Origin of the sequence: Amycolatopsis silviterrae (genome assembly GCF_042684085.1) — a bacterium.
GTDB lineage: Bacteria > Actinomycetota > Actinomycetes > Mycobacteriales > Pseudonocardiaceae > Amycolatopsis > Amycolatopsis silviterrae.
On record NZ_JBHUKS010000004.1, the window covers coordinates 301,448 to 315,469 of the forward strand.

The 14,022-nt window shown below is 68.9% G+C and carries 15 protein-coding genes; 10 read left to right on the plus strand and 5 right to left on the minus strand.

Annotation, left to right across the window (positions count from 1 at the left end):
* Positions 1-27 precede the first annotated feature (27 nt).
* Together ACFSVL_RS05085 and xrtP are read right to left on the minus strand one after the other, a co-directional pair.
* Positions 28-1,356 (minus strand): glycosyltransferase, encoded by a 1,329-nt coding sequence (locus ACFSVL_RS05085; RefSeq protein WP_378301974.1) that lies wholly within the window; start codon positions 1,354-1,356, stop codon positions 28-30.
* Between the two features lie 53 nt (positions 1,357-1,409).
* Positions 1,410-1,916 (minus strand): exosortase P, encoded by a 507-nt coding sequence (gene xrtP, locus ACFSVL_RS05090; protein ID WP_378301976.1) that lies wholly within the window; start codon positions 1,914-1,916, stop codon positions 1,410-1,412.
* A gap of 392 nt (positions 1,917-2,308) precedes the next feature.
* Between xrtP and ACFSVL_RS05095 the strand changes: the two genes are divergently transcribed.
* From ACFSVL_RS05095 to wecB, 3 genes are all read left to right on the plus strand, one after another.
* Positions 2,309-3,061: a choice-of-anchor P family protein gene (locus ACFSVL_RS05095; protein WP_378300933.1), complete on the plus strand. Its 753-nt coding sequence runs from the start codon at positions 2,309-2,311 to the stop codon at positions 3,059-3,061.
* A 21-nt stretch (positions 3,062-3,082) separates the two neighbouring features.
* Complete coding sequence (locus ACFSVL_RS05100) at positions 3,083-3,262, plus strand: LPXTG cell wall anchor domain-containing protein (protein WP_378300935.1); 180 nt, start codon at positions 3,083-3,085, stop codon at positions 3,260-3,262.
* A 69-nt stretch (positions 3,263-3,331) separates the two neighbouring features.
* On the plus strand, positions 3,332-4,489 hold the full coding sequence (gene wecB / locus ACFSVL_RS05105) for a non-hydrolyzing UDP-N-acetylglucosamine 2-epimerase (protein ID WP_378301978.1): 1,158 nt from the start codon (positions 3,332-3,334) through the stop codon (positions 4,487-4,489).
* A gap of 25 nt (positions 4,490-4,514) precedes the next feature.
* Here wecB and tsaD read toward each other — a convergent pair whose 3' ends face one another.
* The 3 genes from tsaD to tsaB are packed head-to-tail and all read right to left on the minus strand — an operon-like array spanning position 4,515 to position 6,705.
* Entirely contained in the window at positions 4,515-5,561 is a 1,047-nt protein-coding gene (tsaD, locus tag ACFSVL_RS05110; RefSeq protein ID WP_378300937.1) for a tRNA (adenosine(37)-N6)-threonylcarbamoyltransferase complex transferase subunit TsaD, read from the minus strand.
* Positions 5,561-6,043: a ribosomal protein S18-alanine N-acetyltransferase gene (gene rimI / locus ACFSVL_RS05115; RefSeq protein WP_378300939.1), complete on the minus strand. Its 483-nt coding sequence runs from the start codon at positions 6,041-6,043 to the stop codon at positions 5,561-5,563. Before rimI ends, tsaD begins: the two co-directional genes overlap by 1 nt.
* Complete coding sequence (gene tsaB / locus ACFSVL_RS05120; RefSeq protein ID WP_378300940.1) at positions 6,040-6,705, minus strand: tRNA (adenosine(37)-N6)-threonylcarbamoyltransferase complex dimerization subunit type 1 TsaB; 666 nt, start codon at positions 6,703-6,705, stop codon at positions 6,040-6,042. Before tsaB ends, rimI begins: the two co-directional genes overlap by 4 nt.
* Positions 6,706-7,123: 418 nt before the next feature.
* Between tsaB and ACFSVL_RS05125 the strand changes: the two genes are divergently transcribed.
* The 7 genes from ACFSVL_RS05125 to ACFSVL_RS05155 all read left to right on the plus strand — a co-directional run bounded on the left by ACFSVL_RS05125 (position 7,124) and on the right by ACFSVL_RS05155 (position 13,735).
* On the plus strand, positions 7,124-7,615 hold the full coding sequence (locus ACFSVL_RS05125) for a hypothetical protein (RefSeq protein WP_378300942.1): 492 nt from the start codon (positions 7,124-7,126) through the stop codon (positions 7,613-7,615).
* A gap of 4 nt (positions 7,616-7,619) precedes the next feature.
* Positions 7,620-8,213 (plus strand): DUF3558 domain-containing protein, encoded by a 594-nt coding sequence (locus tag ACFSVL_RS05130; protein WP_378300944.1) that lies wholly within the window; start codon positions 7,620-7,622, stop codon positions 8,211-8,213.
* Entirely contained in the window at positions 8,213-8,860 is a 648-nt protein-coding gene (locus ACFSVL_RS05135) for a DUF3558 domain-containing protein (protein WP_378300946.1), read from the plus strand. Before ACFSVL_RS05130 ends, ACFSVL_RS05135 begins: the two co-directional genes overlap by 1 nt.
* Entirely contained in the window at positions 8,860-10,143 is a 1,284-nt protein-coding gene (locus tag ACFSVL_RS05140; RefSeq protein ID WP_378300948.1) for a hypothetical protein, read from the plus strand. Before ACFSVL_RS05135 ends, ACFSVL_RS05140 begins: the two co-directional genes overlap by 1 nt.
* Before the next feature lie 2 nt (positions 10,144-10,145).
* Positions 10,146-10,892 carry an ESX secretion-associated protein EspG gene (locus ACFSVL_RS05145; RefSeq protein ID WP_378300950.1) on the plus strand — a complete coding sequence of 249 codons (747 nt, stop codon included), beginning with the start codon at positions 10,146-10,148 and terminating at the stop codon, positions 10,890-10,892.
* 108 nt (positions 10,893-11,000) lie between these two features.
* Positions 11,001-12,419 (plus strand): acyl-CoA synthetase, encoded by a 1,419-nt coding sequence (locus ACFSVL_RS05150; RefSeq protein WP_378301980.1) that lies wholly within the window; start codon positions 11,001-11,003, stop codon positions 12,417-12,419.
* Positions 12,416-13,735: a carboxyl transferase domain-containing protein gene (locus ACFSVL_RS05155; RefSeq protein WP_378300952.1), complete on the plus strand. Its 1,320-nt coding sequence runs from the start codon at positions 12,416-12,418 to the stop codon at positions 13,733-13,735. Before ACFSVL_RS05150 ends, ACFSVL_RS05155 begins: the two co-directional genes overlap by 4 nt.
* Positions 13,736-14,022 lie beyond the last annotated feature (287 nt).

Sequence of the window (14,022 nt, forward strand, 5' to 3'; positions counted from 1 at the left end):
TATGCCGGTTCGAACCGGCGTAGCCACTCACGAGTCCAGGGCCACCTTCACGCCGGTGCTCGCCTCGGTGTTGCGCCGGGTCTTGGCCCAGCCGTTGCGCCCGCGCACCAGCCGGAACAGCGCACGCCAGGACGTGATGTAGAAGGTGTAGATGTAGGCCGCGTACAGCAGGCCCATGCCGATGCCGCGGAAGATGTTCTTGCTGCGCAAGCATTTCATCTGGTAGATCGGGCCCCACACGACGAACGGCAGCAGCCCGAACGAACCGTAGATCGCGAAGAGGATCCAAGCCCCGCCGGTGAACCACGTCCACACCTGGCCGGGATCGCCCGCGGTCGTCACGAGCAGCAGGACGAACGGCACCGGATACAGCAGCGAGCCGAGCAGCTGCATCCACGGCTGCGCCAGGTAGTACATCATCTCCGCGGCGCCCAAAGTGGACACGTGCGGCGAGTCCCAGATCCGGCGCAGGTACCGCATGCACTGCATGGTCCCCTGGCCCCAGCGCGTGCGCTGCACCAGGAACCGGCGGAGGCTGTACAGCCCTTCTTGCGCCACATGGGAATCCGGCGTGAACCCGGTGCGCCAGCCCGCGGTGAGCAGGTGCACGCCGAGTTCGAAATCCTCCAGCAGCGAACCGCGCCACGGAGCCAGCTCCTCACCGGCGATCGAGTCCAATGCGGACAGCCGGGTGAACTGCCCGTTGCCGCCCATGGAGATCGTGCCGGTGAAGCCGCGCGACGTCTGGATCGCCGCGATCGCGGTACGGAACTCCAGATCCTGCAGCTGGGCGAGCTTGAGCCCGAACGCGCGGGAGAGCCACGTGCGGCCCGGCGGACGGCTGCGGGCGTTGCTCATCCGCACATCGAGCTGAACGGCACCAACGGTCTCATCGCCGAACAGGTGGTCCGCCGCGCACACTTCGAGACAGTTGGGCGCGGGACGGCCGTCCGCGTCGACCACCACGACCACTACCCGGTCGCGGTCCGCATCCGGGCCGAGCCAGTCGTCCAGCTCGCGGTAGGCGGCGTTGAGCGCGTCTCCCTTGCCAGTGCGCGCTTCCGGGCGCTGACGGGCGACGAGGTGCAGGTTCGCGTCGTAGCCGCCGTTGCGCCGCCACACCGAGCGCACGACGCGGGCGGTCCGGTCGTCGGAGTCGTCGTCCACTACCCACACATGCGCGCGGCGGAAGGTGCCGCGCAGGTACTTCACGGTCTCGCGGATCACCACCTCCTCGTCGCGGCAGGGGACGAAGAAGTGCCAGGAGAAGTCGGCTGGATCGCCGACCGGAGCGGGCTTGCGGCGCAGGTACGGCACCACGATCACCACGACGTACACAAGGAACGCGACGCTCATGGTGAGCGCGAACGCCTGGGTGACCGACAGCAGGATCTTCAGGCTGGAGCCGCTCACGCCGCGGCCTGCTTCTCGGCCTTCGTCTTCCGCGTCGCCAGCCAGACGAAGAGCACCAGGGAGACCGCGCCGCCGATGACGCTGACCAGCGAGCCGAGCAGGGTGTGGCCCCAGTAGTAGCCCTCGTCGGTGCCGAGCCCGTGCACCAGCCCGACGATGGTGAGAATTCGTAACTGATTAACCAAAACCACCGCGATCGCGGCAATTCCCAGCGACAAAAAGAGCCTGCGGGCATTCTGTGGCCGGAACCACAGAAGTGCGGCGGTTACTAATAGCAACGGCAGCAGAAGAAAGACCGAAGAGCATTCCGGAGTCATCCGCAACCCGAATGGAGTATCGCCGGACAACCCGAAGTAGACCGATTCCCGGTTTCCGGCCACATAGACCCCCGAAGAGGTGATGATCCGGAGGATCGCACCGGCCAGCTGTACTTCCAGTTCCCGGTACCCGCGTTCCACGAGCACCAGCACCACCCCTGCGGCGAGCACCCCAAACACCGCCATACGCTGCGGAAACCGGGATGCGCCTGACACCGGCGCGTTGACTGCTGTCACGACAACCCTCTCCACCGAACCCCAGCGGTACCGAGACGTACCCCGGCGCCGATCGTGCCCGTGCCGGTTTCCGTCCTTCGCCGGGCAACCCCTTTCCGGGGATACCCGAGCAGCTTTCGGCATATTCTTACCCAAGCTTGCTAGTCCGTTCGAGTGATACTTCGCGCAACCTGGGAAAAAGCCGAATTCGTATCACTCGATCCGGTGATCGCCGGAAAAAGCTGTGCCATTTCAGAAACGTCCGGCGATAACCGATCCGCGTGCCGACTCTTGCTCACCGGGATTCGTCCGTGCAGCGGCTCGCCCTGAGAAAAATCGGAGGACCAGTGAAGAGACACCTCGTGCGACGAGGCGGCCTGCTCGCCGCTGTCGTGGCGAGCATCGCCCTGGCCGGAGCCGCTCCGGCCAGCGCCGCTCCCGGCGACGGGTCGGCCTACGGCGTCGACGTCAACGTGACGCTGCTCGGCCAGCCGGCGGTGCACGTCGGCCCGCTCGCGGCCGCGAACACCAATGGCCCGACGGAAAGCACCGCGGTCTCCGCGAACGTGCCCGGCGTGCTGACCACCGGCGTGATCAAGACGTCCGCCGTGCGCGACGACAACTCCGGCGCGGTCACGGCGAAGGCGTCGGTCGCCGACGTCGGGCTGCCGCTGCTCAAGGCCGCGGCCGGCGACGTCGGCGTGAAGGCGGTCGAGGCCGTCTGCACCGCGACCCAGGAAGGCGTCAAGGGCAGCAGCACGCTGGCCGGCGCGAACCTCGGCAGCCTCGGCAAGGTCGACGCCAGCCCGGCGGCGAACACCCAGCTCAAGGTCCAGGTCGGCCCGCTGCACGTGGCGACGCTGATCCTGAACGAGCAGATCAAGAACAAGGACGGCAGCCTCACCGTCAACGCCCTGCACCTGAAGCTGCTCGGCGGCGACGCGCTGGGCGCGCTCGGCTCGGGCGACGTGATCCTGTCGTCGGCGACCTGCGGTCCGGCCGCGCCGCCGATGCCGCTCGCCTCGGGAGCTGGCATGTGGGTCGGCTTCGGCGTGCTCGCCGCGATCGCGGTGCCGGTCGGGATCCGCTTCACCCGGCGTCGTTCGGCTGCCTGACCCCGGTGAGGTGATGGATCGATGTACAAGATGCCTGGCGCCGGGGTCGGCGTCGCGGGCGGCGGCGTGGGCACCCTCGCCGCCACCGGCGCCGACGTCGGCTGGTGGCTCGCGCTCGGGGTCGCGCTGGTGCTCCTCGGGATCGCCGCGCTGATCGCCGTCCGCCGCCGGAATCGGCGGTTTTCCCGCCTGGACGGCTGAAGAATCCGGGCTGCCGGCGTGATCCCGCCGGCAGCCCGGTTTTCCGGGACACTCGAAAGGGTGAAAACGTTGGACGTGATGCTGCTGGCCGGAACCCGGCCGGAGGCGGTGAAGCTCGCGCCGCTCGCGCTGGCCTTGGACGCCCGCCCCGGGCTGCGGCCGCTCGTCGTGCACAGCGGTCAGCACCAGGGCATGGTCGAACAGGCGCTGGCCCCGTTCGGAGTCGGCATCGACGCGTGGCTCGACGTGCCGCCGCGGGTGTCCGGCACCCAGGCGGAACTGGTGTCCGGTCTGCTGCCCGCGCTCGACGCCGCACTGCGCCGGTACCAGCCGTCCGCGGTCGTCGTGCAAGGCGACACCACCACCGGACTGGCCGGCGCGCTCGCCGCGTTCTGGCTCGGAATTCCGGTGGTGCACCTGGAAGCCGGGCTGCGCACGCACGATCTGGCGTCGCCGTTCCCCGAGGAGGGCACGCGGCAGATGATCTCGCGGATCGCGGCGCTGCACTTGGTCCCGACGGCAGCCGCGGGTGCGGCGTTGCAGGCTGAGGGCGTGCCGTCGGAGCGGGTCACGCGCACTGGCAACACCGTCGTCGACGCTGTGCTGGCGGTGGCCGCGCGCGATCTGCCTGCCCGCGATCCCGCGCTTGCGTTGCTGGAGATGGGAATCGCCGAGGCGGGCGAGCAGCTGGTGCTGGTCACGTCTCATCGCCGCGAGTCGTGGGGCGAGCCGTTGACGCGCACGCTGACCGCCGTGCGCCAGATCGTCGATGCACATGCGCGCGTGCAGGTGCTGTTCCCGGTGCATCCGAATCCGGCCGTGCGGGAGCAGGTCGAGGAGGTGCTGGGCGGGGTCGCGCGGGTGACGGTGACCGAGCCGTTGGAGTACCCGGATCTCGTGCGCGCGCTGCGGTTGGCGACGCTCGTGCTGACGGATTCCGGTGGGATACAAGAGGAAGCTCCGACGTTCGGCACGCCGGTGCTGGTGCTGCGCGACACCACGGAACGCCCGGAGGCCGTCGAAGCCGGGTGCGCCTGGCTGGTCGGCACCGACACTCAGTTGATCGCTGACACCGCCGCGCGCATTCTTCGCGGGGAGATCAGCGCTGCCGCGTCAGCGAATCCATACGGAAACGGTTCGGCCGCGGCTCGTTCGGTGCTGGCGATCGAGACGTTGTTAGGGCTGTCGTCCGCCGCTGAGGCCCTCGTGAGTGGCAATCCCGGTTAGAACCGGCATTGCCACTCACGACCCCCTAAAGCGACACCACGTTAACCGGCAGCCCCGGATTCGCCGAGAAGTCCAACGGCGCCACCGTCCGACCCGCCGCCACCACATGCGCCCCCAACGCCGCGATCATCGCGCCGTTGTCCGTGCACAGCCGGGGCCGCGGCACGCGCAGCTCGATACCCGCCTCCGCGCACCGCTCCGCCGCCAACTCCGAAAGCCGCGAATTCGCTGCCACACCACCGGAAATCACCAACGTGCCGATCCCCTGCTCACGCGCGGCACGGATCGCCTTCGCGGTGAGAACGTCCGCGACCGCCTCCTGAAAGGACGCCGCGACGTCGTTCACCGGCACGGCATCGCCCGCACGCTCGGCGTTCTCCACCCAACGCGCAACCGCCGTTTTCAAGCCAGAGAAGGAAAAGTCAAACTTCGCGTCACGCGGCCCCGTCATCCCGCGCGGGAACGCGATCGCCTTCGGGTCGCCCTGCTTGGCCGCCTTGTCGATCGGCGGCCCGCCCGGATACGGCAGGTCGAGCACGCGCGCGACCTTGTCGTACGCCTCGCCCGCCGCATCGTCCACAGTGGACCCAAGCTCGGTGATGCTCGACGCGATGTCGTCCACTCGCAACAGTTGCGTGTGGCCGCCAGAAACCAGCAAAGCCAGCACCGGCGACGGCAACGGCCCGTGCTGCAAGGTGTCCACCGCGATGTGCCCGGCAAGGTGATTCACGCCGTACAGTGGCACATCCAGCGCCGTCGCATACGCCTTCGCCGCCGAAACCCCCACCAGCAACGCACCGGCGAGCCCCGGCCCGGCCGTCACAGCGATCGCGTCCACATCGGACAGCTTCAGCCCAGCCGTCGCGAACGCGCGCTCCGCCGTCGGCACCATCGCTTCCAGATGCGCGCGGCTCGCGACCTCCGGCACGACCCCGCCGAAGCGAGCGTGCTGGTCCACACTGGACGCGACCTCGTCGGCGAGGAGTTCCACCGTGCCGTCGTCGTGCAGCCGGACGAGGCCGACTCCGGTCTCGTCGCAGGAGCTTTCGATGCCCATGATGACGCGCGCCATCAGCCGGCCACCTCGTCTCGTGCCGGGGCCTGCGCGGGGCGGGCCATGGTGAACGCGTCGGCACCGGAAGGCTGGTAATAACGCTTCCGGATGCCAAGTTTCTGAAATCCGTGCGCCTCATACAGCGTCACGGCGGGGTCGTTGTCCGTACGCACTTCGAGGAAAACCGCCGCGCGCAACTCGTCCGCGCGCGTCAGCAACGCACGCAGCAGCGCCTTGCCGATCCCCTGCCCCTGTGCCTCCGGCACCACGCCGATCGTGTGCACGTTCGCCTCGTAGTCCCCGCGTCGGCCAACCACCGCGAGCCCCGCGTAGCCGAGCAGGGTCTCTCCGTCGTCCGACCGGGCGGCCAGGTAGTAATGCCCCTGGTCAAGCTCGGAATGAAACGCGCGCGCACTCCACGGATCGTCGCCGGGAAAGAGGATCTTCTCGATCTCCGCACACCTCGCGACGTCAGCGCGGCGCAACTGGTCGAGCTTCACCGCACTGTCACCCTCTTACGCGCCGTGGGCTCGACAGCGTCCGGACGACGCAGGTACAGCGGCGTCAACGGCTCCGGCTCCGCGCGCTCAAGAAGCGCCGTACGCGCGACGCGCACCAACCCAGCCGGCGACGGAAACCGCGGCTCAATCGGCACCACACCCACCGCCGCGGCGTACTGCAACGCCCCGTCGCCCGCCGCCACGCGAATCTCCGTCTCAACGTCCGCGGGCCGCTGTACGTGGGGACCGTCAAGGCGCGCGCCCGAAGCGTCGTACGCAGCCCAGTAGACCTCACGACGCCGCGCGTCCGTGAAGACGAGAAACGGCTTCTCCGTACGCACCACGTCAGCAGCGATCGCGTCGAGGCTGCAGACCGGATACACCGGAATGCCGAGCGCGTGCCCGTACGCAGCCGCCGTAGCCATGCCCGCCCGCAGCCCGGTAAACGGCCCAGGCCCGACACCGCACACGATCGCGTCGAGTTCACGCAACGTGACGCCCGCGTCCTCGGCGGCCGCAAGCGCATGCGGAGCGATGAGTTCACCGTGCGCGCGAGGATCCACGGTCACGCGATCCGCCCGAGTGACGACTTCAGCCTCATCAACGGCGACGATGCCCGCAGTCACCGCCGGAGTAGCCGTGTCGATCGCCAATACCAGCACGATTTCCCAGGATAGCTCTGGCCCGAGGAAGGCTGGGGAGCGGGCGGCGGGTTGAGTGGGAATACTCTCCGTGATGAAGGTGTCTGTGCTGGCTGTGGTGCGGCGGCCCGGGCTGCTCAGGTCTCCAACGCTGTCCGCAACCGCCAGATCGCAGGCAACGTCGCCCCGGCCTGTGCCTGGAGCGACAGCGAAACGGCTTCCTGGGCGTTCACCAGTTCGGTCATCCTTTTCGAAACCGTGATCCATGCACGTTGGCGATCAAGGCCGCCGCAGCGGCTCTGACCACCCTCAAGACAGGTCCATGACACCTGCCCGGCTTGGGGGATTTTGTCCACGCGCGGAACCTCGACCGATTAAGCTGAGTCAGAACGTCGGCCGTCGCAGACAGAGCCGCCGGGAGCCGAGGGGGAGCGTCATCGTGGGCAATGGGGAGTCGTCCAGCAGCAGCCAGCCGGCGAACGGGCGCGCGGGCTACGTCGACCCGGAGGAGCAGGCAACGCGCGACCGCCAGGACAAGCAGTACGGCGAAGCGATGAACTCCACCGGCACGCGGGTCTACCAGCAGCGCGCGGCCGAGGACGCCAAGGTCAACGCCGCGGCGGCGAGCGGCGGGTTCAACATGGACATCGACGCGATGAAGGCGCTGCAGCCGAAGTGGCAGGAGATCGCGGACAAGCTGAACGACATGGTGCGAGTCGGCGACCAACTGAAAGTCGTGACCCAACCCGCCGACGACCCGGCCAGCACGATGCAAAAGAAGGCCGCTGACGGCCATGCCGACGCGTATGTGGCCAGCCTTTCGCAGCAACAGACCTACGCACAGGGCTACGCGGACAAGCTGAAAGACGCCATAGCCAAGTACGAGAAACAAGACCACGCCAACACCAACAGCCTGCGCAAGCAAGGATGAACCGGTGAAGCCCATCGCTCTCGCCGCGGCTGGCGGCCTCGTTCTGCTCGCCGTCACTGCCTGCTCATCGACCCCAGGCACCCCGGTTCCAGCGACACCCGAGTCGTCTTCGGCACCGACGAGCACCGCGCGCAGCGTGCCCAAGGTGAGCAACCCCCTCGACGCCACCAAATACGAGCAAAACCCCTGCGCCCTGCTCAGCCAAACCCAGGCAACCGAAGTCATCAAGGCTGTCCGCAACCGCCAAGGCCAAGGCCTCGTCGCGCCCCTCTGCACCTGGTACGACGCCGACAACAACAGCGTCGGCCTCGGACTGCTTCCCGGCCAGGGCGGCCTCGCCGGTGCCTACACCAACAGCGACAGCGAATCCGGTTACTTCGAGGTCGCCCCAGACGTCAACGGCTACCCCGCCGTCTTCGCGGGCACGACTGACGACCGGAAACGCGGCGGCTGCCAAATCGCCGTCGGAATCAAAGATGACGAAACCTTCACCAGTTCCGTCAGGCTCCGGACGACCTCGCCCCTCTACAACGACCCGTGCTCGCTCGCGGTGAAAACAGCTGCAGCTGCTGTCACGACGATCAAGGCAGGCGCTTGATGGCAACCCGCACCGTGCTGGACGTCATCCGTCTGCCCCGAGCAACAGAACCCGCGAAGCCCGTCGCGCTCGCTACGACCGGCAGCTTCCTGTTACTTGCTATGGCGGCCTGTTCGTCCGCTCCCGAAACGCCGGCCCAGGCGACGCTGGAGTCGTCTTCGGCATCGACGAGCACCGCGCGCAGCGTGCCTAAGGTGAGCAACCCGCTCGACGCCACTAAGTACGAGCAGAACCCCTGCGCCCTGCTCAGCCAGGCCCAGGCCACAGAACTCATCAACGCTGTCCGCAACCGCCAGGCCGCAGGTGCCGTCGCGCCCATCTGCAGCTGGTACGACGCCGACGGCAACCGGATCGGACTCGGTCTTCTCCCGCGCCAGGGTGGCTTGGCCAGCGCGTACCAACACCAGGACAGCCAGTCTGGCTACTTTGAAGCGATCCCCGGCATCAATGGTTACCCGGCGGTGCTGTCCGGAACGACCGACAGCCGGAAGATTGGTGGCTGCCAGGCCATCGTCGGTATCGCCGACGACGAAGCCTTCACCAGTTCGATCCTGCTCCAGCCGCCATCGCCTCTCTATCAGGATCCGTGCTCGCTGGCAGTCAAAACGGCCGCGGCCGCCATCACGACGATCAAGGACGGTGCTTGATGGCTAACCTCTCCCCGCAGGAAATCGTTCACCTGGTCAACTCGGGCAAGGGTTCCCGCGGCATGTTCCACGGTTCCGACCAGTCGGCCGCGCTCTCCAAGCAGCACGAGGACATCGCCAACGAAATGCGGCAGCTTCAGGGCGCGATGGACGAATACTGGAAGGGCGACGCCGCCGGGCGGGCTTACGTCGGGGCTGGTCCGCTGGTCCAGGCGTCGCAGACCAGTGGTCAGCACCTCGCGCAGGCCCAGGCGCTCTACTCCGGCCAGGGCGGTTCCTTCGACGGACTGCGCAACAAGATCTCTGCGGTCGGCGATCTCGGGAACAAGCCCGCGGACGACTGGGTCAGCGACACCCCATTGTCTTTCCTGTCCAACCGGGCCGACGAAATCGACGCCTGGAACAAAAAGGCACAAGAAGTCGTCAACAGTTACCAGTCGTACCACGGGGAATCGACGGAGAACTCCGCGCACTGGGCGAATCCCTCGCAATACGGTCAGCTAGCCATGCCCTCCGCCGGTGGGGACTTCACCATCACCCAGCCCGGCGGCACCGGCACCGCGCACCTGCCCACCCACTACACCCCGGGCGGGCCGGGCGGCACCGGCAGCACCTACTCCGAAGGCGGCTACACCGGCAACACCGGCGACAACAGCACCGGCAGCAACACCAGCCACCGCGACCACACCAACGATCTCACTGGGCCGCCGGGGGTTACGCCTCCTTCGGATACCCACCCGTGGGGCCCGGGCAACCCGCCGACCGGCAACCCGCCTGAGACGCCCGATCGGCATGTCCCGCCGCACACGACGGTGCCGGATGACACTCGGACGTCCAGCTACGTTCCGCCGGACCTGACCGGCACCAACAACCCCTACCACCCCGGCAACCCCAGCACCTGGTCGCCTAACACCAGTAGCCCCAACGGCGGCGGCAGCAGCAATCTCTACGGGCCTGGGTTCCAAGGCGACCTGGGCGGCGGCCGAGGCGGCAGCGCGGGTGGCAACGGCGGAAGCAACGCAGGCAACCCGGGCAATAACGCAGGCCGAGGGACCGGCACCGGGACGTTCGGCAACAGCGAAGCCGCGCGAGGGGCAGCCGCCGCGGCCAATGGGCGTGCGGGGGCGTCGGGCATGGGTGCGGGCGCGATGGGGCGCGGGCAGAAGGGCGAAGGCGAGGAGGACCTCGTCCACGAGACCGCCGACTACCTCGTCGAGCAGGACCCGGACGCCGCGCTCATCGGTGACTTGCCCAAGGCGGTTCCGCCGGTGATCGGCCTCTGACGATGCTCGTGCTCGCCCGTGAGGTGGTGCTCCCTGCCGACTGCCTGCCCCTCGCGGCGGATCTGGCGGGGGTTTCGCTCCCGACGGCGCTCGCGCCCGAGCCGCTGTGGCGCGACCCCGAGGAGACCCGTGCTTACCGCGAAGCGGCGGTCAGCGCGATGGCCGACCAAGGCGTCTGGGGGCGCGGCGGACTGGACGAGACCTTCGTCCGGACCATGACCGTGCTCTGTCGTGGGGCCAGCGAACTGTCGGCGACCGTCGAAAGCGGGCGGGATCGGCGTTATCGGCTGGTTGTCGCGGCGCTGGGCAAGGACGCGGTGCTCGCGTGCCACATGCCGTCCACCAGCACGGTCGTGTTGCGGCCGGCCCGGCCCGAGGCGCTGGCTGAGGACTTGATCCGCGAGCTGCCGCGAGTCCGGCCGGCGGAGGGGCAGGCGGTGTCGGTGCCGGAGTCGGCGTTGAACCTGGCGATCGACGGCGGGCCGGCGCGGCAGGACGTTCGGCATCTGCTGGATGTCGCGGCGTTGCCTCGTGTCGGGGGCGGCCAGATCACCGCGGGCGTCCGCGACGGGCTTGGCGGGCGGCGGATCAGCGGGCGCGACATCTGCACGTATTACGACACCGAGCACGGGCGCTACCTGTTCTCGTTCTCCGAGACCGACGGCGGCGAGCGGTGGGTGAACGTCGCGCCCGCCCGCTACGAAACGATGGTCGAGCGGGTGCGCGCGCTGCTCGATAATCTCGCCTGAACCTGGGTACCCCTGACAATCGGGAGCTGTGAATCGCGTCGCAGGTGTCGGCCACCACGAGGCGGTACGGTGCGGTTCCAGGTGCCGGCGACGCAGGAGGTCCGCGAAGTGCCCGATCCGCTGTTTCCCGCAGTCTCCGCCGGATCCGGCAAGGAAGCGCTGCGTTTCGGCGACCAAAAACTCACCTACGCGGAACTCGGCGCGGTCGCCGGGGCGCTGGCCGCCGAGCTGCCCACGGGCCGGGTCGCGGTGTGGGCGACGCCGACGCTGCACACCAGCGTCGCGGTGGTCGCCGCGCTGCTCGCCGGGGTTCCGGTGGTGCCGCTCAACCCCAAGATCGGCGAACGCGAACTCGGGCACATCCTCGCTGACAGCGAGCCCGCGCTGGTGCTCGCCGAACCGGGCATCGAGCTGCCGGCCGCGCTTGATCTGCCGCGTCGCGACATTCCGCTGACGGGCGAAGGGACGCCGCCAGCCAGCGAGCCGGACGCTGAAGCCCCCGCGTTTGTCGTCTACACCTCCGGCACGACCGGCCCGCCCAAGGGCGTCGTGCTGCCCCGCCGCGCGATCTCGAGCACGCTCGACGCGCTTGAGGACGCCTGGCAATGGACGGCTGACGACGTGCTCGTCCACGGGCTGCCGCTGTTCCACGTGCACGGCCTGATCCTCGGCATCCTCGGTCCGTTGCGGCGCGGCGGAACGGTGCGCCACCTTGGCCGGTTCTCCCTCGAAGGCGTCACCGAGGAGCTCGCGAACGGCGCGACGATGCTCTTCGGCGTTCCGACGATGTACCACCGGATCGCCGAAGCGGTCGCGACCGACGAAGCCCTCGCCACCGCGCTCAAGACCGCGCGGCTGCTGGTGTCCGGCTCGGCCGCGCTGCCGGTGCACGACCACCAGCGGATCACCGCCGCGACCGGGCAGCAGGTCGTCGAGCGCTACGGCATGACGGAGACGCTGATGAACACCAGCGTCCGCGCTGACGGCGAGCGCAAGCCAGGCTCGGTCGGAGTTCCGCTCGGCGGGGTTGAGCTGCGGCTGGTCGACGAGGCCGGGGCCGAAGTCAGCGACCCGGAAGCGGTCGGCGAGATCCAGGTCCGCGGGCCGAATCTGTTCACCGAGTACCTCAACCGGCCGGACGCGACGGCCGCCGCGCTCGACGGCGGCTGGTTCCGCACCGGCGACATGGCCACCCGCGACCCCGACGGCTACGTCCGGATCGTCGGCCGCAAGGCCACCGACCTGATCAAGAGCGGCGGCTACAAGATCGGTGCCGGCGAGATCGAGAACGCACTGCTGGAGCACCCGAACGTCGCCGAGGTGGCGGTGACCGGCGAACCGGACGACGACCTCGGCGAGCGGATCGTCGCCTGGGTCGTCCCGGACGGCGCGCGCCCGACGGTCGAGGAACTCGCCGACCACGTGTCCAAGCTGCTCGCTCCGCACAAGCGGCCGCGCGTCGTGCGGTACCTGGATGCGTTGCCGCGCAACGACATGGGCAAAGTCATGAAGCGAGCGCTGGGATGAGCACCACCGCGCGCGAGCTGCTGACCGGCCTCTCCGCTGGGTTCACCGACCTGCCGCGGGCGGACACTCCGGCGGACGATCCGCTCGTCTGGCCGGGATATCTGGAGGCGCGGGCGGCGGCTGCGGCGCGCACCGGCGAGACCGAGTCGGTGATCGTCGGGGAAGCGCGGATCGGCGACGTGCCCACGGTGCTGATCGCCTGGGAGTTCGGGTTCCTCGGCGGTTCGATCGGACAGCAGACCGGCGATCGTGTCGAGGCTGCCTTCGCGCACGCGAAAGAGCGTGGGCTGCCCGTGGTGTCGCTGGTCGCGACTGGCGGCAGCCGGATGCAGCACGGCATGCGCGCGCTTTCTCAGCTCCAACGCATCGCGCGCGCCTCGGCAGACGCACGCGCGGCAGGCGTGCCGCAAATCTCCGTCCTGCGCGACCCGTCGACCGGCGGCGGCTGGGCAACGCTCGGTGCCGGTTCCGACGTCGTATTAGGACTGCCGAACGCACAGGTCGGCTTCGCGGGTTCCCGTGTACGGCCAGCCACTTCGCCAGCTGAGGCGTACAGCGTCGAGGCGAAGCTGGAGTGGGGACAGGTCGACCGTCTCGTTGCGACAGAAGAGCTAGGTGACGTACTCGCGCGCTGGCTGCAGCTGCTGGCTTCGCCGTCGACAGAACCCGCGCCCCCGCCCGCAGCCCGTCGCGACGCCGCGCTGCCTGAAACCGGCTGGGACGCTGTACGGACGGCGCGGGCGTCCAAGCGAGCCCGCGCCCCCGAGTACCTCGACGCGTACTTCGACTGGCGAGAGAACGTACAAGGCGACCGCGCCGGTCACGTCGATGAAGGCGTGCAATGCGGCTTCGGCTGGCGAGAAGGCCGCACTATCGCGTACGCAGCACAGTGCGGCACCGCGACGCGTCCCGCAGGCTTCCGCACTGCGGCGCGGCTCGTGCGGCTGGCGTCCCGGCTAGGGATTCCCGTGTTGACGCTTGTGGACACTCCCGGCGCGGCAAACGACGCGGAAGCGGAAGAAGGCGGCGTCGGACCAGCGATCGCGGAGTTGTTCGAGGCGATCGCCACCGCCGCCGTGCCGGTCACGACACTCGTGATCGGCGAAGGCGGTTCCGGTGGCGCGCTGGCGTTCGCCGCCGCGGGCGCGACCTGGATCGCCCCGGACGCCTACTTCTCGGTCACTTCACCGGAAGCGGCGGCGGCGATCCTGAAGCGCCCGATGACCGACGTGCCGGCCGTGGCCGACCAGCTGCGGTTGCGCCCGCAGGATCTGGTCGGCCTCGGCCTGGCAGCCGGGATTGTCAAACCGGAGTAGCGGTCAGGCCTCGGCCCGGACCCGCCACTTGCGCTGCGCGTAGGACGCGAGGGTAGCCGCGACAGCGACTCCCGCGGTTGCACAGCTTGCGATGGCCACGAATACTGCCGTCATTGCGGCTCCTCCTCACGGGTTGCGCGCGTCAAAAAGCCGTCGGCGAATCCGGATGATCCGCTGGCCGACGCGTGCGGGTTGATGGGGTTTAACAGGTATCTACCTGCTACAACGCATCGTCCCCGCTCCGCGTTACCTCCGCTACCCCCGTGCGGGAGTGAGACGTATCACGT

Excerpts from the sequence above, each read along its gene's own strand:
- ACFSVL_RS05085 (WP_378301974.1), bottom strand. The coding sequence starts at position 1,356 with ATGAGCGTCGCGTTCCTTGTGTACGTCGTGGTGATCGTGGTGCCGTAC.
- xrtP (WP_378301976.1), bottom strand. The coding sequence starts at position 1,916 with ATGGCGGTGTTTGGGGTGCTCGCCGCAGGGGTGGTGCTGGTGCTCGTG.
- ACFSVL_RS05100 (WP_378300935.1), top strand. The coding sequence starts at position 3,083 with ATGTACAAGATGCCTGGCGCCGGGGTCGGCGTCGCGGGCGGCGGCGTG.
- tsaD (WP_378300937.1), bottom strand. The coding sequence starts at position 5,561 with ATGGCGCGCGTCATCATGGGCATCGAAAGCTCCTGCGACGAGACCGGA.
- ACFSVL_RS05135 (WP_378300946.1), top strand. The coding sequence starts at position 8,213 with ATGGCAACCCGCACCGTGCTGGACGTCATCCGTCTGCCCCGAGCAACA.
- ACFSVL_RS05140 (WP_378300948.1), top strand. The coding sequence starts at position 8,860 with ATGGCTAACCTCTCCCCGCAGGAAATCGTTCACCTGGTCAACTCGGGC.
- ACFSVL_RS05145 (WP_378300950.1), top strand. The coding sequence starts at position 10,146 with ATGCTCGTGCTCGCCCGTGAGGTGGTGCTCCCTGCCGACTGCCTGCCC.
- ACFSVL_RS05155 (WP_378300952.1), top strand. The coding sequence starts at position 12,416 with ATGAGCACCACCGCGCGCGAGCTGCTGACCGGCCTCTCCGCTGGGTTC.